Below are 16223 nucleotides of genomic sequence, written 5' to 3' on the forward strand. Positions count from 1 at the left end.
AAATCCGCAGATGAGTGAGCCGCGGCGACCCTGTTGCCGCGGCCCTCTGTCCAAAGCTCATCACGTTCCCGTGGAGAGGCAGATGGCCGCCCGCTGTTCCCCTTTTGTGCGGATGCCATCGTGGCTCACTCGAAAACCTTGTCGTGGACGTACTCCGTGCCAGCAGCGCTGTTGCTGATGGCCCCCTTCGACCTCCTGGCCTCGCTGGCCATGGACATCTACCTGCCCGTGGTTCCGGCGATGGTCGGAATCCTCCAGACGTCTCCCGCCATCATCCAGCTCACGCTCAGCCTCTACATGGCGGTGCTCGGGCTGGGACAGGTGGTGTTCGGCCCCTTGTCGGACCGCATCGGTCGGCGTCGGGTGTTGTTGGGAGGCGCGCTGTTGTTCGCGGCCACGTCGTTCCTGCTCGCGGGCACCTCGGACGCGATGACGTTCGTCGGCCTGCGGACTCTGCAAGCCGTCGGCGCCTCCGCGGCGCTCGTCGCCACGTTCGCCACCGTCCGTGATGTCTACGCGGAGCGGCCGGAGAGCGCGGTCATCTACAGCCTGTTCAGCGCCATGCTGGCCTGCGTGCCCGCGCTGGGCCCCATCGTCGGGGCGCTGCTCGCGAGACACTTCGGTTGGCGGGCCATCTTCATCACGCTCGGCGGCCTGGCGACGGCGGCCGTGGTGAATGCGTGGCCCCGGTGGCACGAAACCCACGCGGCGGACGGGCCACGTCCCGCCGTCGCGTTCCGTCCCATCCTGCGCGACGCCGCGTTCTGGACGTACACGCTGGGCTTCAGCTCGGCCATGGGCGCGTTCTTCGTGTTCTTCTCCACGGCGCCCCGGGTCCTCATCGGACAGGCGGGCTTCACCGAGCTCGGGTTCAGCCTGGCCTTTGCCACCGCGGCGCTCGCGATGATTGCGACGACGCGCTTCGCCAGGCGCTTCGTGGCGGCGTGGGGCCTGGCGGGCAGCCTCACGCGGGGCATGCTCCTGCTGCTCACCGGCGCGGCCCTGCTCGCGGCGGGGCAGTTGTTCGCGGCCCCGTCGTTCTGGACGTTCGTCGCGCCGATGTGGGTCATCGCGGCGGGCATCGTCTTCGCGGCGTCCGTCACCGCCAACGGCGCGCTCCAGGCCTTCGGCGCCGTGGCGGGGACCGCCGTCGCGCTCTACTTCTGCGTCCAGAGCCTCATCGTCGGCACCGTGGGCACGCTGATGGTCGTCCTGCTCGACGGCGACACGGCGTGGCCCCTGGTGGCGTATGCCTCGCTCATGGCGACGGTGACGCTGAGCGCCCAGGCGAACCTGCGACGCAGGCGGGTGCCCTCCCCCTAGCGCGGGCTCCCACCGCGCCGGAGGGACGTTCAGCCTCCGGCGCGGCGTGCAGCGGCTACAGCTTCACCAACTGCACATCATCCATGTGCACGAAGTTGGCACCATTGGCCGTGGTGGCACGGGTGTGGAAGCCCAGCTCCAGATAGCCGCCGGTGACGGAGATGACCGGCGTCTCCACCAGCGTCCACGCGCCATACGTCCCCAGCTCCGTGAACACGGGCGCACACGAGCCACACGTCTTCGCCTGGATGCGCGACAGGTCGAAGGTGCCGCCCTTTCGCACCCACGCGCGGACCCGGTAGTTGCCGGACGCCAGCCCCGACACCGTCTGATACGTCCACACCTCGAAGGGCGCGGCGTTGTTCCAGTGCGTCAGGTGATAGCTGCCCGAGTGTCCACCATTGTGCGTCTCGCTGAAGTCCGCGGCCTCCGTGCCGTTGGGGCTCCACGTCGCCCAGCCAGCCATGTCCGACTCGAAGCCCGGGTTCGTCAGCGTCCCCCCCGGCGTGCTGCCCGCCTGGTACCAACGCACCCACTCCACCTCCATCGTCTTGCGCTGCCCCAGCGGCAGGTCCACGTTGCCCGCCGGCGTATTGCCATACCAGTTCCCACCCAGCGCCAGGTTCAACAGGATGTAGTGGTTCTGCCGGAACGCCTGCGCCGCGTGCACGAAGTCCGCGTTCGCCCGGACCTGGTTGTCCAAGCGGAACACCATCCGGTCCGCCGTCCACTCCAGCTCGTAGACGTGGAACGCATCCGCCAGGCTGTAGCCCCGGTTCGCCCCGGAGCCCCAATCCCTCGCGCCCTCGCCCCAGTGCGTGGCCACCTTCATCCACGACGGCTCGTTCGAGTGCCACTCCAGGATGTCGATCTCCCCCGCCGCCGGCCAGCCGACGCTGGAGATGTTCGCCCCCAGCGTCCAGAACGCGGGCCACATGCCGTAGCCGGACGGCACCTTGATGCTCGCCACCAGCTTGCCGTAGGTCCGCTCCACCTTGCCCTTGGTGTGGATGCGCCCCGAGTAGAACGAGCGCGGCCCATAGCCGGTACAACGCGAGTCATTGGGCGCGTCGTTGGTGCGCTCGGCGGTGAGGATGAGCTTGCCCCCGCTCACCGTCACGTTCTGCGCGCGCGGGTACTCCAGCTCCCCCGTGCCGAAGTTGCAGTTGCCCGTCACCGGGTCGTAATTGCTCGTCAGCACGTTCCAGTTCGCTGAGTTCAGCGCCGAGCCCGTGAAGTCGTCCTGCCACGCCAGGTTCCAGCCCGGCCCCGGGTCGTAGGCCAGCTCCTTCTGCTCCTGCGCGACCAACGGCGGCGGCTCGGACTCCACCGGAACCTCGTTCCCACATCCCCCCAACAACAACCCGCCCAAGACAAAACACGCACCCCAGCTGGACTCGCTCCGATATGCCATCCGCTCCTCCTGGAATAATGCGAGAACACGATTTACTCGAATTCTAGCATTTACTTCATTCGAAGTGACGACAAAGTCAGATGGCGTAGTCCCCCACGAACACGGAGGCGGAGCGCACGTCCGCGTGGACCGCGTCTCCTTCCGAGACGCCGAGCGCATCGAACTCGGAGCGGGACACCTGCACCGTCACTTCATCGCCCGAAGGAAGTCGCAGGAGCACCTTGACGAAGCCGCCCACGGACTTGAGGCGCTCCACCCTCCCGGTGACAGGAGAGGCGCTTCGCGCCGCTTCATCCGTGCGCGCCAGCTTGATGTCATGCGGACGCACGAAGGCATGCACCGCCTGGCCCTCCCGAGCGGCGGACGGCATCGCCAGGGCGAGCGAGCCGAGCGCCGCGCGCCCCTGCTGGACATGGCCTCGCAGGATGCTCGCCCCGCCGATGAACGACGCCACGAAGGGCGAGGCCGGGCGGTCGTAGATGTCCTCCGGTGAGCCCGCCTGGGCCACGCGCCCCTCGCTCAGCACCACGACGTGCTGGGAGATTTCGAGCGCCTCCTGCTGGTCGTGCGTCACCAGGAGCGTCGTCAAACCGGTGCGCTCGTGCAGGCCATGCAGCCACTCGCGAAGCTCCTCGCGCACCCGCGTGTCCAGCGCGCCGAAGGGCTCATCCAGGAGCAGCACGCGAGGGCGGATGGCGAGCGCCCGCGCGAAGGCCACACGCTGACGCTGGCCTCCGGAGAGCTGCGCCGGATGGCGCGCGCCCAGGGCCTCGAGTTGCACCAGGCGCAGCATCTCGTCCACGCGCGTCTCCACCTCGGCCCGGGGGAGCTTGCGCATCTCCAATCCGAAGGCGACGTTCTGCCGCACCGTCATGTGGCGGAACAAGGCGTAGCTCTGGAACACGACGCCCACGTTGCGCTGTTGCACCGGCTGCGCCGTGCAGTCCGCGCCGTCGATGAGGACGCGCCCCGAGTCGGGGACCTCCAGCCCCGCGATGAGGCGCAGCAGCGTGGACTTCCCCGCGCCCGACGGGCCCAACAACGAGGTGATGGCCCCCGCGGGCGCCTGGAACGACACCGACGAGACGGCGGGGCTTCCGCCCGCGGAGAACCGCCGGGTGAGCTGCTCGACGACGATGCTCATGACGCCTCACTCCTCCACTCCACGTACTTCTTCAGGACCAGCGTCACCAGCGCCAGCACCGTGAGCAACGAGGCCACGGCGAACGCTCCGGCGAAGTCGTATTCGTTGTAGAGAATCTCCGCGTGCAGCGGCAGCGTCGTGGTGACGCCGCGCACGTGCCCGGACACCACCGAGACGGCGCCGAACTCGCCCATCGCCCGCGCGTTGCAGAGGATGACGCCGTAGAGCACGCCCCACTTCACCTTCGGCAGCGTGACGCGCAGGAAGGTGCGCCAGCCGCTCGCGCCCAGCGTCAGCGCCGCCTCCTCCTCGTCACTGCCCTGCGCCTGCATCACCGGCAGCACCTCCCGGGCCACGAACGGGAAGGTGATGAACACCGTCGCCAGCACGATGCCCGGCACCGCGAAGATGACGTGCACGTCGTGCTCGGCCAACAGCGGCCCCAGCCAGCCCTGCCGCCCGAAGAGCAGCACGAAGATGAGCCCCGCGATGACGGGCGACACGCTGAACGGCAGGTCGATGAGCGTCAGCAGCAGCGCGCGCCCCCGGAACCGGAAGCGCGCCAGCAGCCACGCGGCCGCAAGGCCGAAGACCAGGTTGAGCGGCACGGCGATGCCCGCGGCCGTCAGCGTCAGGAGGATGGCGGAGCGCGCCTCCGGCTCCGTGACGGCGGCCACATACGCGGCCCACCCCTTCTGGAACGCGAAGGTGAAGACCGCCACCAGCGGGACGACGAGGAAGACGGCCAGGAAGCCCAGCGCCAGGGTGATGAGCGTCCAGCGCACCCACCGCGAGCCCTCCAGCGGGCGCGTCGCGCGGTGCGACACCAGACTCGAAGGAGCCAGCATGTCCGTCACGCTCCAGGCCGGACTTCGAACCGGCGGTGGCTCCAGCGCTGGAGCAGGTTGACGACGAGCAGCAGCAGGAACGACGTCACCAGCATCACCACCGCGATGGCCGTGGCCCCCGCGTAGTCGTACTGCTCCAGCTTGGTGACGATGAGCAGCGGGACGATTTCGGTGCGCAGCGGCATGTTGCCGGAGATGAAGACGACGGAGCCGTACTCGCCCAGCGCCCGCGCGAAGGCCAGGGTGAAGCCGCTGAGCAGCGCGGGGGAGATGGCCGGGAACAGCACCCGCGTGAAGGTCTGCCACGGCGTGGCGCCCAGCGTCGCCGCGGCCTCCTCCACGTCCGCGTCCAGCTCCTCCAGCACCGGCTGCACCGTGCGCACCACGAAGGGCAGCCCGATGAACGTCAGCGCCACCGCGATGCCCACGGAGGTGTAGGCCACCTTCACCCCCAGCGCCTCCAGATACTGGCCGTACCACCCCTTCGACGAGAACAGCGTGGTGAGCGTCAGCCCCGCCACCGCCGTGGGCAGCGCGAAGGGCAGGTCCACCAGCGACTCCACCAACGAGCGCCCGGGGAAGCGATAGCGCACGAGCACCCACGCGACGAGCAGGCCGAACACGACGTTGACCAGCGCCGCCACCAGCGACGCGCCGAAGCTCAGCCGGTACGCCGCGAGCGCGCGGGGCGCCGACACCGTCTCCCAGAACTGCGGCCACGTCAGGGAGAACGTCTTGAGGAAGAGGCTCGACAGGGGGATGAGCACCAACAACCCCACATAGGCCCAGGTGAAGCCCAGCGACAGGCGGAAGCCGGGCAGGACATGACGACGCGCGGGCATGCTCATGGCTCAGCGCGCCTGGGGGACGTAGATGCGGTCGAAGACGCCGCCATCATCGAAGTGCGCGGCCTGCGCCTTGCGCCAGCCGCCGAACACCTCGTCGATGGTGAAGAGCGTCAGCTTCGGGAAGCGGGCGCCCTCCTTGCTCGCCACCGCCTCCGAGCGCGGACGGTAGTGGTGCTTCGCCGCCAGCCGCTGCCCCTCCTCCGAGTAGAGGAACTGGACATACGCCTCCGCCACGGCGCGCGTGCCGCGCTTGTCCGCGTGCCGGTCCACCACCGCGACGGGGGGCTCGGCCAGGATGCTCACCGAGGGCACGACGATGTCGAACCGCCCCTGTCCCACCTCGTCCGTCAGCAGGAAGGCCTCGTTCTCCCAGGCGATGAGCACGTCGCCCAGCCCTCGCTCGGCGAACGTGGTGGTGGCCCCCCGCGCACCGGAGTCGAGCACCGGCACCCGACGGAACAGCGCCTCCACGAAGCCGCGCGCGCTCTCGGGGGTGCCTCCCGGCTTGCGCAGCGCATAGCCCCACGCGGCCAGGTAGTTCCACCGCGCGCCGCCGGACGTCTTCGGGTTGGGCGTGATGACCGCGACGTCCTCGCGCAGCAGGTCCTCCCAGTCGCGGATGCCCTTGGGGTTTCCCTTGCGCACCACGAAGACGATGGTGGAGGTGTACGGCGCGCTGTTGTGCGGGAGCCGCGCCTGCCACCCCTCCGGGATGAGCGACGCCTTGTCGTGGAGCATGTCCACGTCGTAGGCCAGCGCCAGCGTGACGATGTCCGCCTCCAGCCCGTCGATGACCGCCCGCGCCTGCTTGCCGGAGCCGCCATGCGACTGCTTGATGGACACCTTCTGTCCGCGCTTCGCCTCCCACTGGCTGGCGAACGCCGCGTTGACGTCCACGTACAGCTCCCGCGTGGGGTCGTAGGACACGTTGAGCAGCGTGACGACGTTGGCCGAGGCCGCATCGGCACCGGCGGACTTGGAGCACCCGACGAGGGCGAGCACGACGAGCAGGGACGACACGAGCCACGAATGCATGGAGGGGCCTTTCACCAGCTCACCTGGAAGCGGGACATGACGACGGATTCGGGCAGGCGAGCGCCGTCGACGGCGCCTCCCTCGTACTCGGTGTGGTCATACGAGGTGGCCACCCGGACGTTGTTGTTGAGGTACCAGTTCGCCACCGCGCCCCAGCCATGGGCCTTGCGCGCCGCGCGCGTGGGGTCCGCGTAGACGGGGAACGCGTCCGGGTCCACGCGGAGCTCGGACATGCGAGCCCCCACCTCCACCGCGCCCCAGCCGTCCGCGCTCGCGCCGAACGGCTCGGTGGGCTTCACGCCGTCGTAGGCCGCCTTGCCTCCGAAGAGCACGTACGACGCGCTGGCCTGCCAGGACTCGAAGCGCAGCCTCGCGTGCTGCTCCCCCAGGTGGACCTCCTGGGTGGAGGAGACGTACTCGGCCATCGCGCCCAGCGGTCCCAGGTAGAGATAGCCCTGTGGGGACCAGCGCACGTGCGGGCCGTGGGCGACGACGGTCTCTCCCAGGCCGTTGCCCGTCCTGAAGATGAAGAACGTCTGCTGCCCCATGGAGCGCAGCGGCGCCTCGCCCGTGGTGGACGCCGAGCCGAACTGCGACCCGCGCGACGCCGCGATGCCCAGCCCCAGTCCCGAGAGCGACGAGAGCCCCAGCGCCCGGAACGGATGGGCGAACACCCGCGCCGCCAGGTCGAAGCTGTCATCCAGGTTGGTGTCGGCGCTCGCCCCATCCGCCGTGCCGTTGAAGGCCCCCAGCGCGTAGCTCACCACGCCGTCCTTCAGCTCCCCGTGCACCATCACCCCCACGTCCCGGTTGGGCACCAGGTCCGTGGGCAGCGCCCGCTCGATGAAGAGCGTATGGATGCCGGACTGGTTGCGCTCCAGCCCCACCGGCGGACGGAACCTGCCCACGCGCACCCGGACCTCCTTGCGCGGGCGGAACTCCAGATAGGCATCCCACAGCGGAGGCACGTTGGCCGCGAAGTCCACCAGCAGGCGGAAGTCGAACAGACTGAAGAGTGTCCCCTCCAGCAGCGGACGCGCGCGCCGGATGAGCAGCGTCGTCGCCCCGGGACGGTCCGCGCGGCTCTCGAAGAAGCGACCATCCAGTTGCACGTAGCCGCGCAGCTTCAGCAACAGGGCGTTGTCGGCGGAGTGGAGGGAGATTCCCTCGGACGTCGCCCTCACGCTGACGCTCCCCGGGGCGGGCGGCGTGGGCTCGGCGGGCGGAGGTGTCTGGGCCAGCGCGACGGACGAGCACAGCCAGCTCAGCGCCACGGCCAGGAGCGGGGTGCATCGATGCGGGGGTGGACCTGCCATGGCGGAACCTCGACAGCGGAGAGGGGCGCGATGGACGGGGGTTTCGAACACCAGAAAGCCGAAAGCCCACCTCCTCGCGGATGGTGGGCTTCCTCGAACCAGCTCGAACCAGGCTTCTCAGGCCACGGGTCGACAGGCGCCCACCGCAGGTGCGTCACAGCAGCAACATGCGTGGTGGGTCGAGCGGCGCATCGAGTTCCGCCACGATGCCCGCCACCCTCCATCTTGTCAACGCGGCCCCTGACGACAGCCATCCGCCGGCAGCCGCACTTTCCACTCCGGACAGCCTTTGCCCGCCCCCTCTCACTCGCCCCCGAGGGCCTCGCGGCCAATGAGTGGAATCCAAGCATAATTGGAACTCCAAGTCAGGAGGTCCCATGTCGAAACACAGTCGTTCGCGGTGGGTTCCACGCCTCGCCACGCTGTTCCTCGCGGGAGTGGCGGCGCCAGCAGTCCTCGCGGCGGAGCGCCCTTCACTGGTGAACACGCGCATTGGCACGCCCTTCGGCGCGAACGGGCATTCGTCCACGATTGATGGCCGCGTCTTCGTGGGCAACATCCGCGAGGACCACGCGACGACGACCACCGCCTGGGTGGCGCGGGTGTTCCGTCCGGAGGCGGTGACGTACGACGCGGAGGGCAAGCCGAGCTTCGCCGCCGCGTTCTCCCCCGGGCGCACCACCACGGTGAGGAACGGAGAGAACGCGCTGGCGTTCTGCTTCACCCACCCGGCCCAGCCCTACACGCTGGTCGACGGGCTCGCGGTGTACCAGCCGTACCTCTTCGATTCGATGATGTTCAACGGCCCCAACGTGTTCCGCCGCCGTCCGGTGGACCTCCGCGTGTCCCAGCCCTTCACGCCGCAGGCGGACATCTCGTCATTCACCACCGGCAACCTGGAGACGCTGACCACCGTCACCGGCGCGAGCATCCGAGGCATCGAGCCGACGATGACCTCCGACGGCCGGCTGCTCATCTTCCAGGGCGGGCCCCTGAACGATGGCGGCATCGACCACCTGATGTACGCCTACAACCCCACGCCGTGCGCCGCCTCGGGCTGGAGCACCCCGCGTCCCCTGTCGATGATGAACACCGACACGGCCTCGGGTGTGCTGCGCTATCCACTGGCGCGCCAGAAGCTCAAGGCCGCCACCGGCGAGCTCTTCGGCGAGACGACGTCCGGCCCGCTGCTGCGCGGCGCGTATCCGTGGGTGGACCACGAGGGGCGCAACGTCACGTACACCGGCGTCGTCTACACGGATGGCGCGCGCCGCGAGGCGGTGAGCCTGATTGGCGCGGACACCCAGTGGACGGCGTACCACATCGATGGCGCCATCAACACGGGCCGGCTCGACATCGCGCACCTCTTCTACTCGGGCCCCATGTGGAACTTCGAGCAGGAGCGCGCCCCGGAGCAGAACTTCCCTCCCGGCGCCAACAACGACAGCCGCTACCTGCCCGTCACCAAGTCCCACGACGTGCTCGCCCTCTTCGGCAGCAACACGTCGGACTACAACGAGGTGGACGTGGGCGAGCTGGTGGACCCGTTCCACGTGCTCAACCTGCCCATGAACGAGCTGGTGACGCGCGCGGGCGCCTACGACTTGACGCGCACGCCGGACCACTCGGGCTACTTCTACACGGGCACCCTCACCGGCACCGCGTCCATCTCCGCGGGCAACTTCGTGACGCAGTCCACCTCCGGCTCGCTGTGGGAGCCGCACGGCCAGGGCAAGGCGCTCGTCGTCCCTGGAGGCGGCGCCCTCACCGTGAATCTCACGGACCCCAGCGGCACCGTGCGCGGCGTGGGCGCGCTGGTGCGAGGCTTCACCGTGCAGCTCGCGGTCCGCCCCGACGCGAACATCCACGCGGGCTGCACCACCGGCAATCCCTATCGCTACCTCTTCCAGAAGTCGGGGGCCATCGACCTCATCTACGAGTCCGACAACACGGTGCAGCTCTCCCTCGTCATCAACGGCACCCGCGTGCGCCTGGGGCGCAGCCCGCCGCTGCTCGTCGGCGCGTGGACCCACCTGGGCTACTCCTGGGACGGCGTCACCGGCGTCTTCCGCGAGTACCTCAACGGCGTGCCCACGCGCCGCGTCCTCCCGGTGGCCCCTGGCAGCTTCCGCCTGGGCACGGGCTTGCTGAGCATCGGCGCGGGCAACGTGATGAACACCCAGTCATGCCCCGTCAACGGCGAGGGCTCATTCAAGGGCGCCATCGACGAGGTGCGCTTCTTCAGCCACGCGCGCTCGGCCCGCTCCATCTGCATGACCTCGCCGGGCGCGGACTGTCTGGACACCGCCATCCAGGAGACACCCACCGAGGGGCAGTTCGGCATGAGCCAGCAGTTGCACCTGTGCAACAGCTACGCGGCGCTCGGCACGCGGGCCTGCTCGTCAGCCATGCACCGCGTCTGCGCGCAGCGCGGGGCGCATGACGCGCTGGCCAACAGCACCAACGTCCTGGAGACGATTCAGCAGCTCATCGGCAACCGCCCGCCCATCTCGCTCCTGGGCGTGCTCGCCGGCGCGAACGCCACCGACGTCAACGTGGCCTGCGGCCCCATCCAACATGAGAGCGTGGCCGTCACCTTCGAGGAGCTGTCGCGCCTGCACGGGCTCTGCACGGATGAGCGCGTCGCGCAGACGCTGGACTGCGGCGCCGCCGCGCATCGCTGGTGCAACAAGCTGGGCTGGACGACGGGACAGATCTTCGAGGTGACGTCACGTCCCTGGGTGGGCTGCTTCAACTCCGGCCTCATCCAGGACGTGGCCAAGGACCAGCTCGGCCCCGTGTCCAACTCCGGCGCCTTCATGACCACCGACTCCAAGCTGGAGGTCAGCCGGTGGTGCCAGGCGCGAGGGTATGGCGCCGGCGTGGTGCAGGAGCTGGGCCTGGGTTACCTCGCGCAGGTGCACTGCTTCCAGCCCGCCGTGACGGTGCCCTGGAAGATCAACCCCTGAGCCCCGGCGCCCCTCAGGTCCCCTGGAGCCTGAAGGGCGTCCCCTTCTCGCCGGTGGAGTGCTCGCGGGTCAGCACCTCGAGCACCTCGCCGGGGAGCGGGAACCACCGCAGCCGCTCGGCCTCCACGCGGAGCGGCGCGTCGTCCGTCTTCAGGCGCGCGTAGTCCTGGAGCGCCTCCTCGACGGCCTCGTGCGCGCGGGCGACATAGCAGGTCAGCTCCGATTCGGGCACGGAGCGCCCTGGAGGGGGCGCCTCGGCGTCGCCGTTGGCATAGGACAGCGCATCCAGTCGTCGCAGCGCCCGCTGATGTCCCCGGTAGCGCCACTGTCCGGTGGCGGGCTCCAGCACGTAGCGCGGCAACAGCTTCCAGCCCTCGGCGGCGACGAAGTCCACCGCGTCCAACAGGAAGCCGAACGTCGTCTCGGACAGGAAGTAGTTGAAGCCCAGGCGCACCCAGCCGGGCTTCACGCCATCGGTGCCGCTCAGGATGACGTCCTGGAAGCGGTGGCTGGTGACGGGGTCGATGCTCAAGAGGCGATGGCCGTAGGGGCCCGCGCAGGAGCACCCTCCCCTCGCCTGGATGCCGAACAAGTCGTTGAGCAGGGCGACGACGAAGTTGTGGTGGAGGTACGCGTCACCGTGGCGGACCAGGAAGCTCACGATGGGGAGCCGGGGCAGCGCGGGGTTGCCAAGGATTCGCAGCGCGGGGTTCGCGCCCCAGCGCGTGAGGGCTCTGGCGACGAAGTCCTTCTCCAGGGCGTCGATGTGCTCCACGCCCACGGACTCGCGCAGCCGGAACACCAGCCCGGCGCGTATCGAGTCCACGATGGCGGGCGTGCCACCCTCCTCGCGATGCACGGGGTCGCGCTGGTAGACGTGCTCGCTGCCGCTCACATAGGACACCGTGCCTCCCCCCGGCACGGTGGGGATGCGGTTGCCCAGCAGCCTGCGCTTGACCACGAGCACCCCCGTCGTGCCCGGCCCGCCGATGAACTTGTGCGGTGACAGGAACGCCGCGTCCTTCTCCACGCGGGGCCGCGAAGTGCCGTCCTCCCGGCCATTCATCTCCACGTGGACGTAGGGGCCCGCCGCGGCGAAGTCCCAGAACGCGAGCGCGCCGTGACGACGCAGGAGCGCGCCGATGCCCTCCAGGTCACTGAGGATGCCGGTGACGTTGCTCGCGGCGGAGAAGCTGCCAATGCGCAGCGGTCGCTCCCGGTAGCGCACCAGCTCCCGCTCCAGGTGGTCCGGGTCGATGCGCCCGTCCGCGTCCTCGTCGATGGTGACCACGTCCGCGATGGACTCGCGCCAGGGCAGGTCGTTGCTGTGGTGCTCGTAGGGCCCCACGAACACCACGGGGCGCTCGGCGGCGGGGATGCGCGAGCGCAGGTCATAGCGGGCATCCAGGTCCGCGGGGATGCGCAGGTTGAGGATGTCGATGAGCTTGCAGACGGCCGCGGTGGCGCCCGAGCCACAGAAGAGCACGACGTCCTCGGGTCCACCGCCCACGGCCGCGTGGATGATGTCGCGTGCGTCCTCGCGAAAGCGCGTCGTCTGGGCGCCGGTGCCGGACGTCTCGGAGTGGGTGTTGGCGTAGAACGGGAGCACGTGGTCCCGGATGAAGTCCTCGATGAAGCCCAGGGAGCGGCCCGACGCGGCGTGGTCCGCATAGGTGAGCCGGCGGGCCCCGAAGGGGCCGTCGAGCACCCGCCCCTCCCCCAGGATGGCGCCTCGAATCGACTCGACCAGCCGTGTACGCGCGTCGTGCATCGCTCGCACCTCTCGTGGTGGGGCCCAGCGTCCCGCCGAAGCGCGCCGACTGTCCAGTCCCCACGCGCCGACGGACCGCGTCAGCCACGCGAGCGTCGCACCGTCACTGCGCCGCCCCATGTTAGCGTGAACACACTCCATGAACTTTCGCTTCCAGTGCTGGGTGCAGCGCCACGCCAGCGGTCGGGTGACGCTCACGCCGCTGTCACTTCCCCACCTCGCGGTGCACGCGGACTCCCTGGAGAAGGCCACCGAGGAGCTCACGCTGGCGCTCGACGACCAGCTGACCCGCATCCATCCCCGCCGCGTGCCGGAGTTCATCTCCGCCACGGGCGGCACGCCGCACGCGCTGGAGCTGCGGGCCCTCCCCGTCTGGGGCGAGGAGGAGAACTCCGTCGCGCCGCTGTCGCTCTTCGGCGTCTCCGCGCCCACGCACCAGTCCTACCTGGGGCTGAACACGCCGCGCCTGGAGACGCAGCTGTGGTTCCAGGGCAAGTCACTCCCCGAAGATGCCCCGGAGCGTCTGCGCGAGCGCCTGGAGGGACTCAGCGACGCGCGCCTGTTGGCCCTGCGCGCGGACGGCGGCGAGGCGTTGATCGACGTGGAGGTGGAGGCCACGCCCACGCGGCTGTCGGCCCTGACGCCGCGGCAGCTCCACCTGGACATCCGCCCACCGCCGCGTCCCCCGGACGCCCCCGACACATCCGATGAGCCTCGCGTCACCGGGCCGCTGGACGACGAGGACGAAGAGGAGGTCCTCGACGACGACACGTGGGAGCCCCGCAAGCGCAAGCGGCGCCATGAGCCGGGTGACAAGGCCGCGAAGCCGCCCCCCACGCCCGTGCTGGACCGCATCGCGGTGCCCTGGCACAAGCTCGCGGAGGACGGCCAGCTGGACCCCGCCTACGAGCAGGACGCGCTGGTGTCCCTGCTGCGCGCCCGCCTGGCCGCGAAGGACGCGGAGGCCGTGGTGCTGGTGGGCCCCTCCGGGGTGGGAAAGTCCGCCCTGCTGCACGCGCTCGCCGAGGCGCTGCGCGCGCCCACCGCCACGGACGACGAGCGCGCGCGGCCCTTCTTCTTCCTGGACGGCAGCCGCCTCATCGCGGGCGAGGGCATGTGGGGCGGCTGGCAGCAGCAGGTGCTCCAGTCCTATCGCGAGGCCTCCGAGGCCCGCGCCATCCTCGCGCTGGGCCACGCCGTCGACCTGCTCGACGCGGGCAAGAGCGCGCACAGCGACCAGAACGTGGCGCAGCTGCTCCTGCCGCTGCTGTCCACCCGCGAGGTGTCCGTGGTGGCCGAGGCCACGGCGGAGACGTGGGCCCAGGTGGAGCGCCGCAACGCCAGCTTCGCCCGGCTGTTCTCCGTGGTGCGCGTGGAGGAGCCCGCGCTGGAGTCGCTCTCCCGCATCCTGACGCGCGTGGCCCAGGACACCGTGGGCGCCACGTCGCTGGACGTGAAGCCGGAGGCCCTGGAGGAGTGCCGCTTCCTGTGCCGGCGCTTCCTGCCGTACGGCGCGCAGGTGGGCAACGCGGTGGCCTTCCTCCGGCGGCTGCTCGCCACCTGCACCCACGCGGCCCAGGCCCACGTCACGCGCCTGGACGCCGTCCGCCAGTTCGCCTCCGAGTCCGGCATCCCCGAGTCCCTGCTTCGCGACGACGTGCCGCTGGAGGCCGAGCAGGTGCGCGCGTTCCTTTCCACGCGGGTGCTGGGACAGCCGACGGCGGTGGAGCGCGTCGCCAACGTCGTGTCCGTGCTGAAGGCGGGGCTCGCGGACACTCGCAGGCCGCTGGGCGTGCTCCTGTTCGTGGGCCCCACGGGCGTGGGCAAGACGGAGCTGTCCAAGGCCCTGGCGGAGCTGTTGTTCGGCTCGCGCGAGCGCATGGTGCGCCTGGACATGGGCGAGTACGCCGGCCCGGACGCGCTCCTGCGCCTGTTGGGTGACGGGCAGACGCCGGGCCACCTCTCCGCGGCCGTGCGCCGCCAGCCCTTCTGCGTGGTGTTGCTGGACGAGGTGGAGAAGGCCCACCCCGCCGTGCACGACGCGCTGCTGGGCGTGCTGGGCGAAGGCCGGCTCACCGACGCGTCGGGCCGCTTCACCGACTTCCGCAACGCGGTGCTCGTGCTCACCAGCAACCTGGGCGCGGACACGTGGCGCGCGCGCGTGGGCTTCGACTCGCTGGGCGGAGTCCCCGACGTGGCCGCCCTGCGCACGCACTACCTGGCGGAGGTGCAGCGCTTCTTCCGGCCGGAGATGTTCAACCGCCTGGACGACACCATCGTCTTCTCGCCCCTCTCCGCGGAGCTGCTGCGCCGGTTGGTGGTGCGCGAGGTGGAGGCCGTGCGACGCCGCTCCGGCCTGTCCCGCCACGACGCGAGCCTGGAGGTCTCCGAGTCCGCGCTGGACTGGCTCGCCGCGCGTGGCTTCGACCCGCGCTATGGCGCGCGCCCGCTCAAGCGGGCCCTGGAGCGGGAGCTGGTGGTGCCGGTGGCGGCCTGGCTCGCGGAGCACCCGACGAGCGGCCCGGTGACGCTGCACGTGGAAGGCGGCGACAGTGGCCTCACGCTGCGCGCGGAGGCGGTGGGCGGCGCTGCGGAGGGCGTGGGTCGACAGGCCATCGAGCAGGTGCTGGAGGAGGCCGCCACCCTGCGCGCGGAGGTGCAGCGCTGGGGTCGCTCTCCGCCCATGCGCGTGCTCCGCCAGGAGCTGGCTGTCTTCGACAAGATGTCCCGGCAGACGTCGTACTGGGAGGAGCGCGCGCTGGCGGAGGAGTCGTCACGCAAGTCCGGCGAGGCGCGTGAGCTGGACAAGGCCTTCCGCGAGTGCGCCCAGCAGACGGAGGCCATCGAGGACCTGCTCTTCGAGGCGCACCTGTCGCGCTCGGTGGGACAGGCGGAGTCGCTCGCGCGTGATGTCTCCTCGCTGCGCGCCACGTTCCGCCCTCTGCGGGAGCGGCTCTACGGGAGCCTCTACCAGTACTCGCGCAGCGTCTCCCTCATCCTGGTCCCCAGCCGGGGCGCGTGGGCCCGGCTGTGCTTCCTCGCGGCCTCCTACGAGCGCTGGTGCAACAGCAAGCAGCTCACGTTCCAGCGCGTGCTCCTGTGGCCCTACCAGAAGCCGGAGGGAGAGAAGGCGCCTCGCAAGCCCCCGCCTCCGACGTGGAGCTACGAGAAGCACGACGACCTGACGAAGCTGAAGACGACGCCCATGGCCTACGCCATCGAGGTGACGGGCGAGACGCGCCCCCTCCTCCTCTCCGCCGAGCACGGCGTGCACCGCTTCGTCGAGGGGAGCCAGGCGGCGCTGGTCCGCGTGCTCTTCACGACGAACCCGTACAGCCGGGACGTGCTGCCGGAGTGGGAGAAGCTCGAGAAGCTGCTGCCGAAGGAGGAGGTCCGGAGGATTCGCCCCGGCTCGACGGAGATGTCGGGGGGCTCCGTGGAGGACCTGCGCACCGGCGCGCGCGCGCGCTACGCCGGCGGCGTGCTGGACATGGAGTCGCTGCAGGAGCCGTGGATGAACTGGCGCGTGTTCGGCGAGACGGAGGAGGACTGACC

The 16223-nt window shown here is 70.3% G+C and carries 10 protein-coding genes; 3 read left to right on the top strand and 7 right to left on the bottom strand.

The genetic code is table 11. The annotated features are described in order from the left end of the window. The first annotated feature begins 138 nt into the window (after nt 1-138). The gene (gene cml, locus K8625_RS40255; RefSeq protein ID WP_255652652.1) at nt 139-1323 is read left to right on the top strand and encodes a CmlA/FloR family chloramphenicol efflux MFS transporter; all 1185 of its coding nucleotides are present in this window, start codon (nt 139-141) and stop codon (nt 1321-1323) included. Between the two features lie 55 nt (nt 1324-1378). Here cml and K8625_RS40260 read toward each other — a convergent pair whose 3' ends face one another. The 6 genes from K8625_RS40260 to K8625_RS40285 form a co-directional block, all read right to left on the bottom strand. Then, nucleotides 1379-2737: a family 16 glycosylhydrolase gene (locus K8625_RS40260; RefSeq protein WP_223745776.1), complete on the bottom strand. Its 1359-nt coding sequence runs from the start codon at nt 2735-2737 to the stop codon at nt 1379-1381. A gap of 76 nt (nt 2738-2813) precedes the next feature. Then, a complete protein-coding gene (locus tag K8625_RS40265; protein WP_223745775.1) occupies nt 2814-3881 on the bottom strand; it encodes a sulfate/molybdate ABC transporter ATP-binding protein in 1068 nt (355 codons plus the stop codon). Then, nucleotides 3878-4726 (bottom strand): sulfate ABC transporter permease subunit CysW, encoded by an 849-nt coding sequence (gene cysW / locus K8625_RS40270; protein WP_370640313.1) that lies wholly within the window; start codon nt 4724-4726, stop codon nt 3878-3880. The genes K8625_RS40265 and cysW overlap by 4 nt, the downstream gene beginning before the upstream one ends. Nucleotides 4727-4734: 8 nt before the next feature. After that, nucleotides 4735-5577: a sulfate ABC transporter permease subunit CysT gene (cysT, locus tag K8625_RS40275; protein WP_223745773.1), complete on the bottom strand. Its 843-nt coding sequence runs from the start codon at nt 5575-5577 to the stop codon at nt 4735-4737. A gap of 3 nt (nt 5578-5580) precedes the next feature. Then, nucleotides 5581-6612 (bottom strand): sulfate ABC transporter substrate-binding protein, encoded by a 1032-nt coding sequence (locus tag K8625_RS40280; RefSeq protein ID WP_223785683.1) that lies wholly within the window; start codon nt 6610-6612, stop codon nt 5581-5583. An 11-nt stretch (nt 6613-6623) separates the two neighbouring features. Next, a complete protein-coding gene (locus tag K8625_RS40285; protein WP_223745771.1) occupies nt 6624-7928 on the bottom strand; it encodes an OprO/OprP family phosphate-selective porin in 1305 nt (434 codons plus the stop codon). Between the two features lie 377 nt (nt 7929-8305). Between K8625_RS40285 and K8625_RS40290 the strand changes: the two genes are divergently transcribed. Next, nucleotides 8306-10897, top strand: coding sequence for a LamG domain-containing protein (locus K8625_RS40290; RefSeq protein WP_223785684.1), 2592 nt, complete (start codon nt 8306-8308; stop codon nt 10895-10897). A 13-nt stretch (nt 10898-10910) separates the two neighbouring features. Here K8625_RS40290 and K8625_RS40295 read toward each other — a convergent pair whose 3' ends face one another. Further along, nucleotides 10911-12668 carry an aminotransferase class V-fold PLP-dependent enzyme gene (locus K8625_RS40295; RefSeq protein ID WP_223785685.1) on the bottom strand — a complete coding sequence of 586 codons (1758 nt, stop codon included), beginning with the start codon at nt 12666-12668 and terminating at the stop codon, nt 10911-10913. 139 nt (nt 12669-12807) lie between these two features. Here K8625_RS40295 and K8625_RS40300 point away from each other — a divergent pair, with 139 nt between their 5' ends. Further along, entirely contained in the window at nt 12808-16221 is a 3414-nt protein-coding gene (locus K8625_RS40300; RefSeq protein WP_223745768.1) for an AAA family ATPase, read from the top strand. Nucleotides 16222-16223 lie beyond the last annotated feature (2 nt).

Origin of the sequence: Myxococcus sp. AS-1-15 (assembly GCF_020037055.1) — a bacterium.
GTDB lineage: Bacteria > Myxococcota > Myxococcia > Myxococcales > Myxococcaceae > Myxococcus > Myxococcus fulvus.

Excerpts from the sequence above, each read along its gene's own strand:
- K8625_RS40260 (WP_223745776.1), bottom strand. The coding sequence starts at position 2,737 with ATGGCATATCGGAGCGAGTCCAGCTGGGGTGCGTGTTTTGTCTTGGGC.
- K8625_RS40280 (WP_223785683.1), bottom strand. The coding sequence starts at position 6,612 with ATGCATTCGTGGCTCGTGTCGTCCCTGCTCGTCGTGCTCGCCCTCGTC.
- K8625_RS40285 (WP_223745771.1), bottom strand. The coding sequence starts at position 7,928 with ATGGCAGGTCCACCCCCGCATCGATGCACCCCGCTCCTGGCCGTGGCG.
- K8625_RS40265 (WP_223745775.1), bottom strand. The coding sequence starts at position 3,881 with ATGAGCATCGTCGTCGAGCAGCTCACCCGGCGGTTCTCCGCGGGCGGA.
- cysT (WP_223745773.1), bottom strand. The coding sequence starts at position 5,577 with ATGAGCATGCCCGCGCGTCGTCATGTCCTGCCCGGCTTCCGCCTGTCG.
- K8625_RS40295 (WP_223785685.1), bottom strand. The coding sequence starts at position 12,668 with ATGCACGACGCGCGTACACGGCTGGTCGAGTCGATTCGAGGCGCCATC.
- K8625_RS40290 (WP_223785684.1), top strand. The coding sequence starts at position 8,306 with ATGTCGAAACACAGTCGTTCGCGGTGGGTTCCACGCCTCGCCACGCTG.
- K8625_RS40300 (WP_223745768.1), top strand. The coding sequence starts at position 12,808 with ATGAACTTTCGCTTCCAGTGCTGGGTGCAGCGCCACGCCAGCGGTCGG.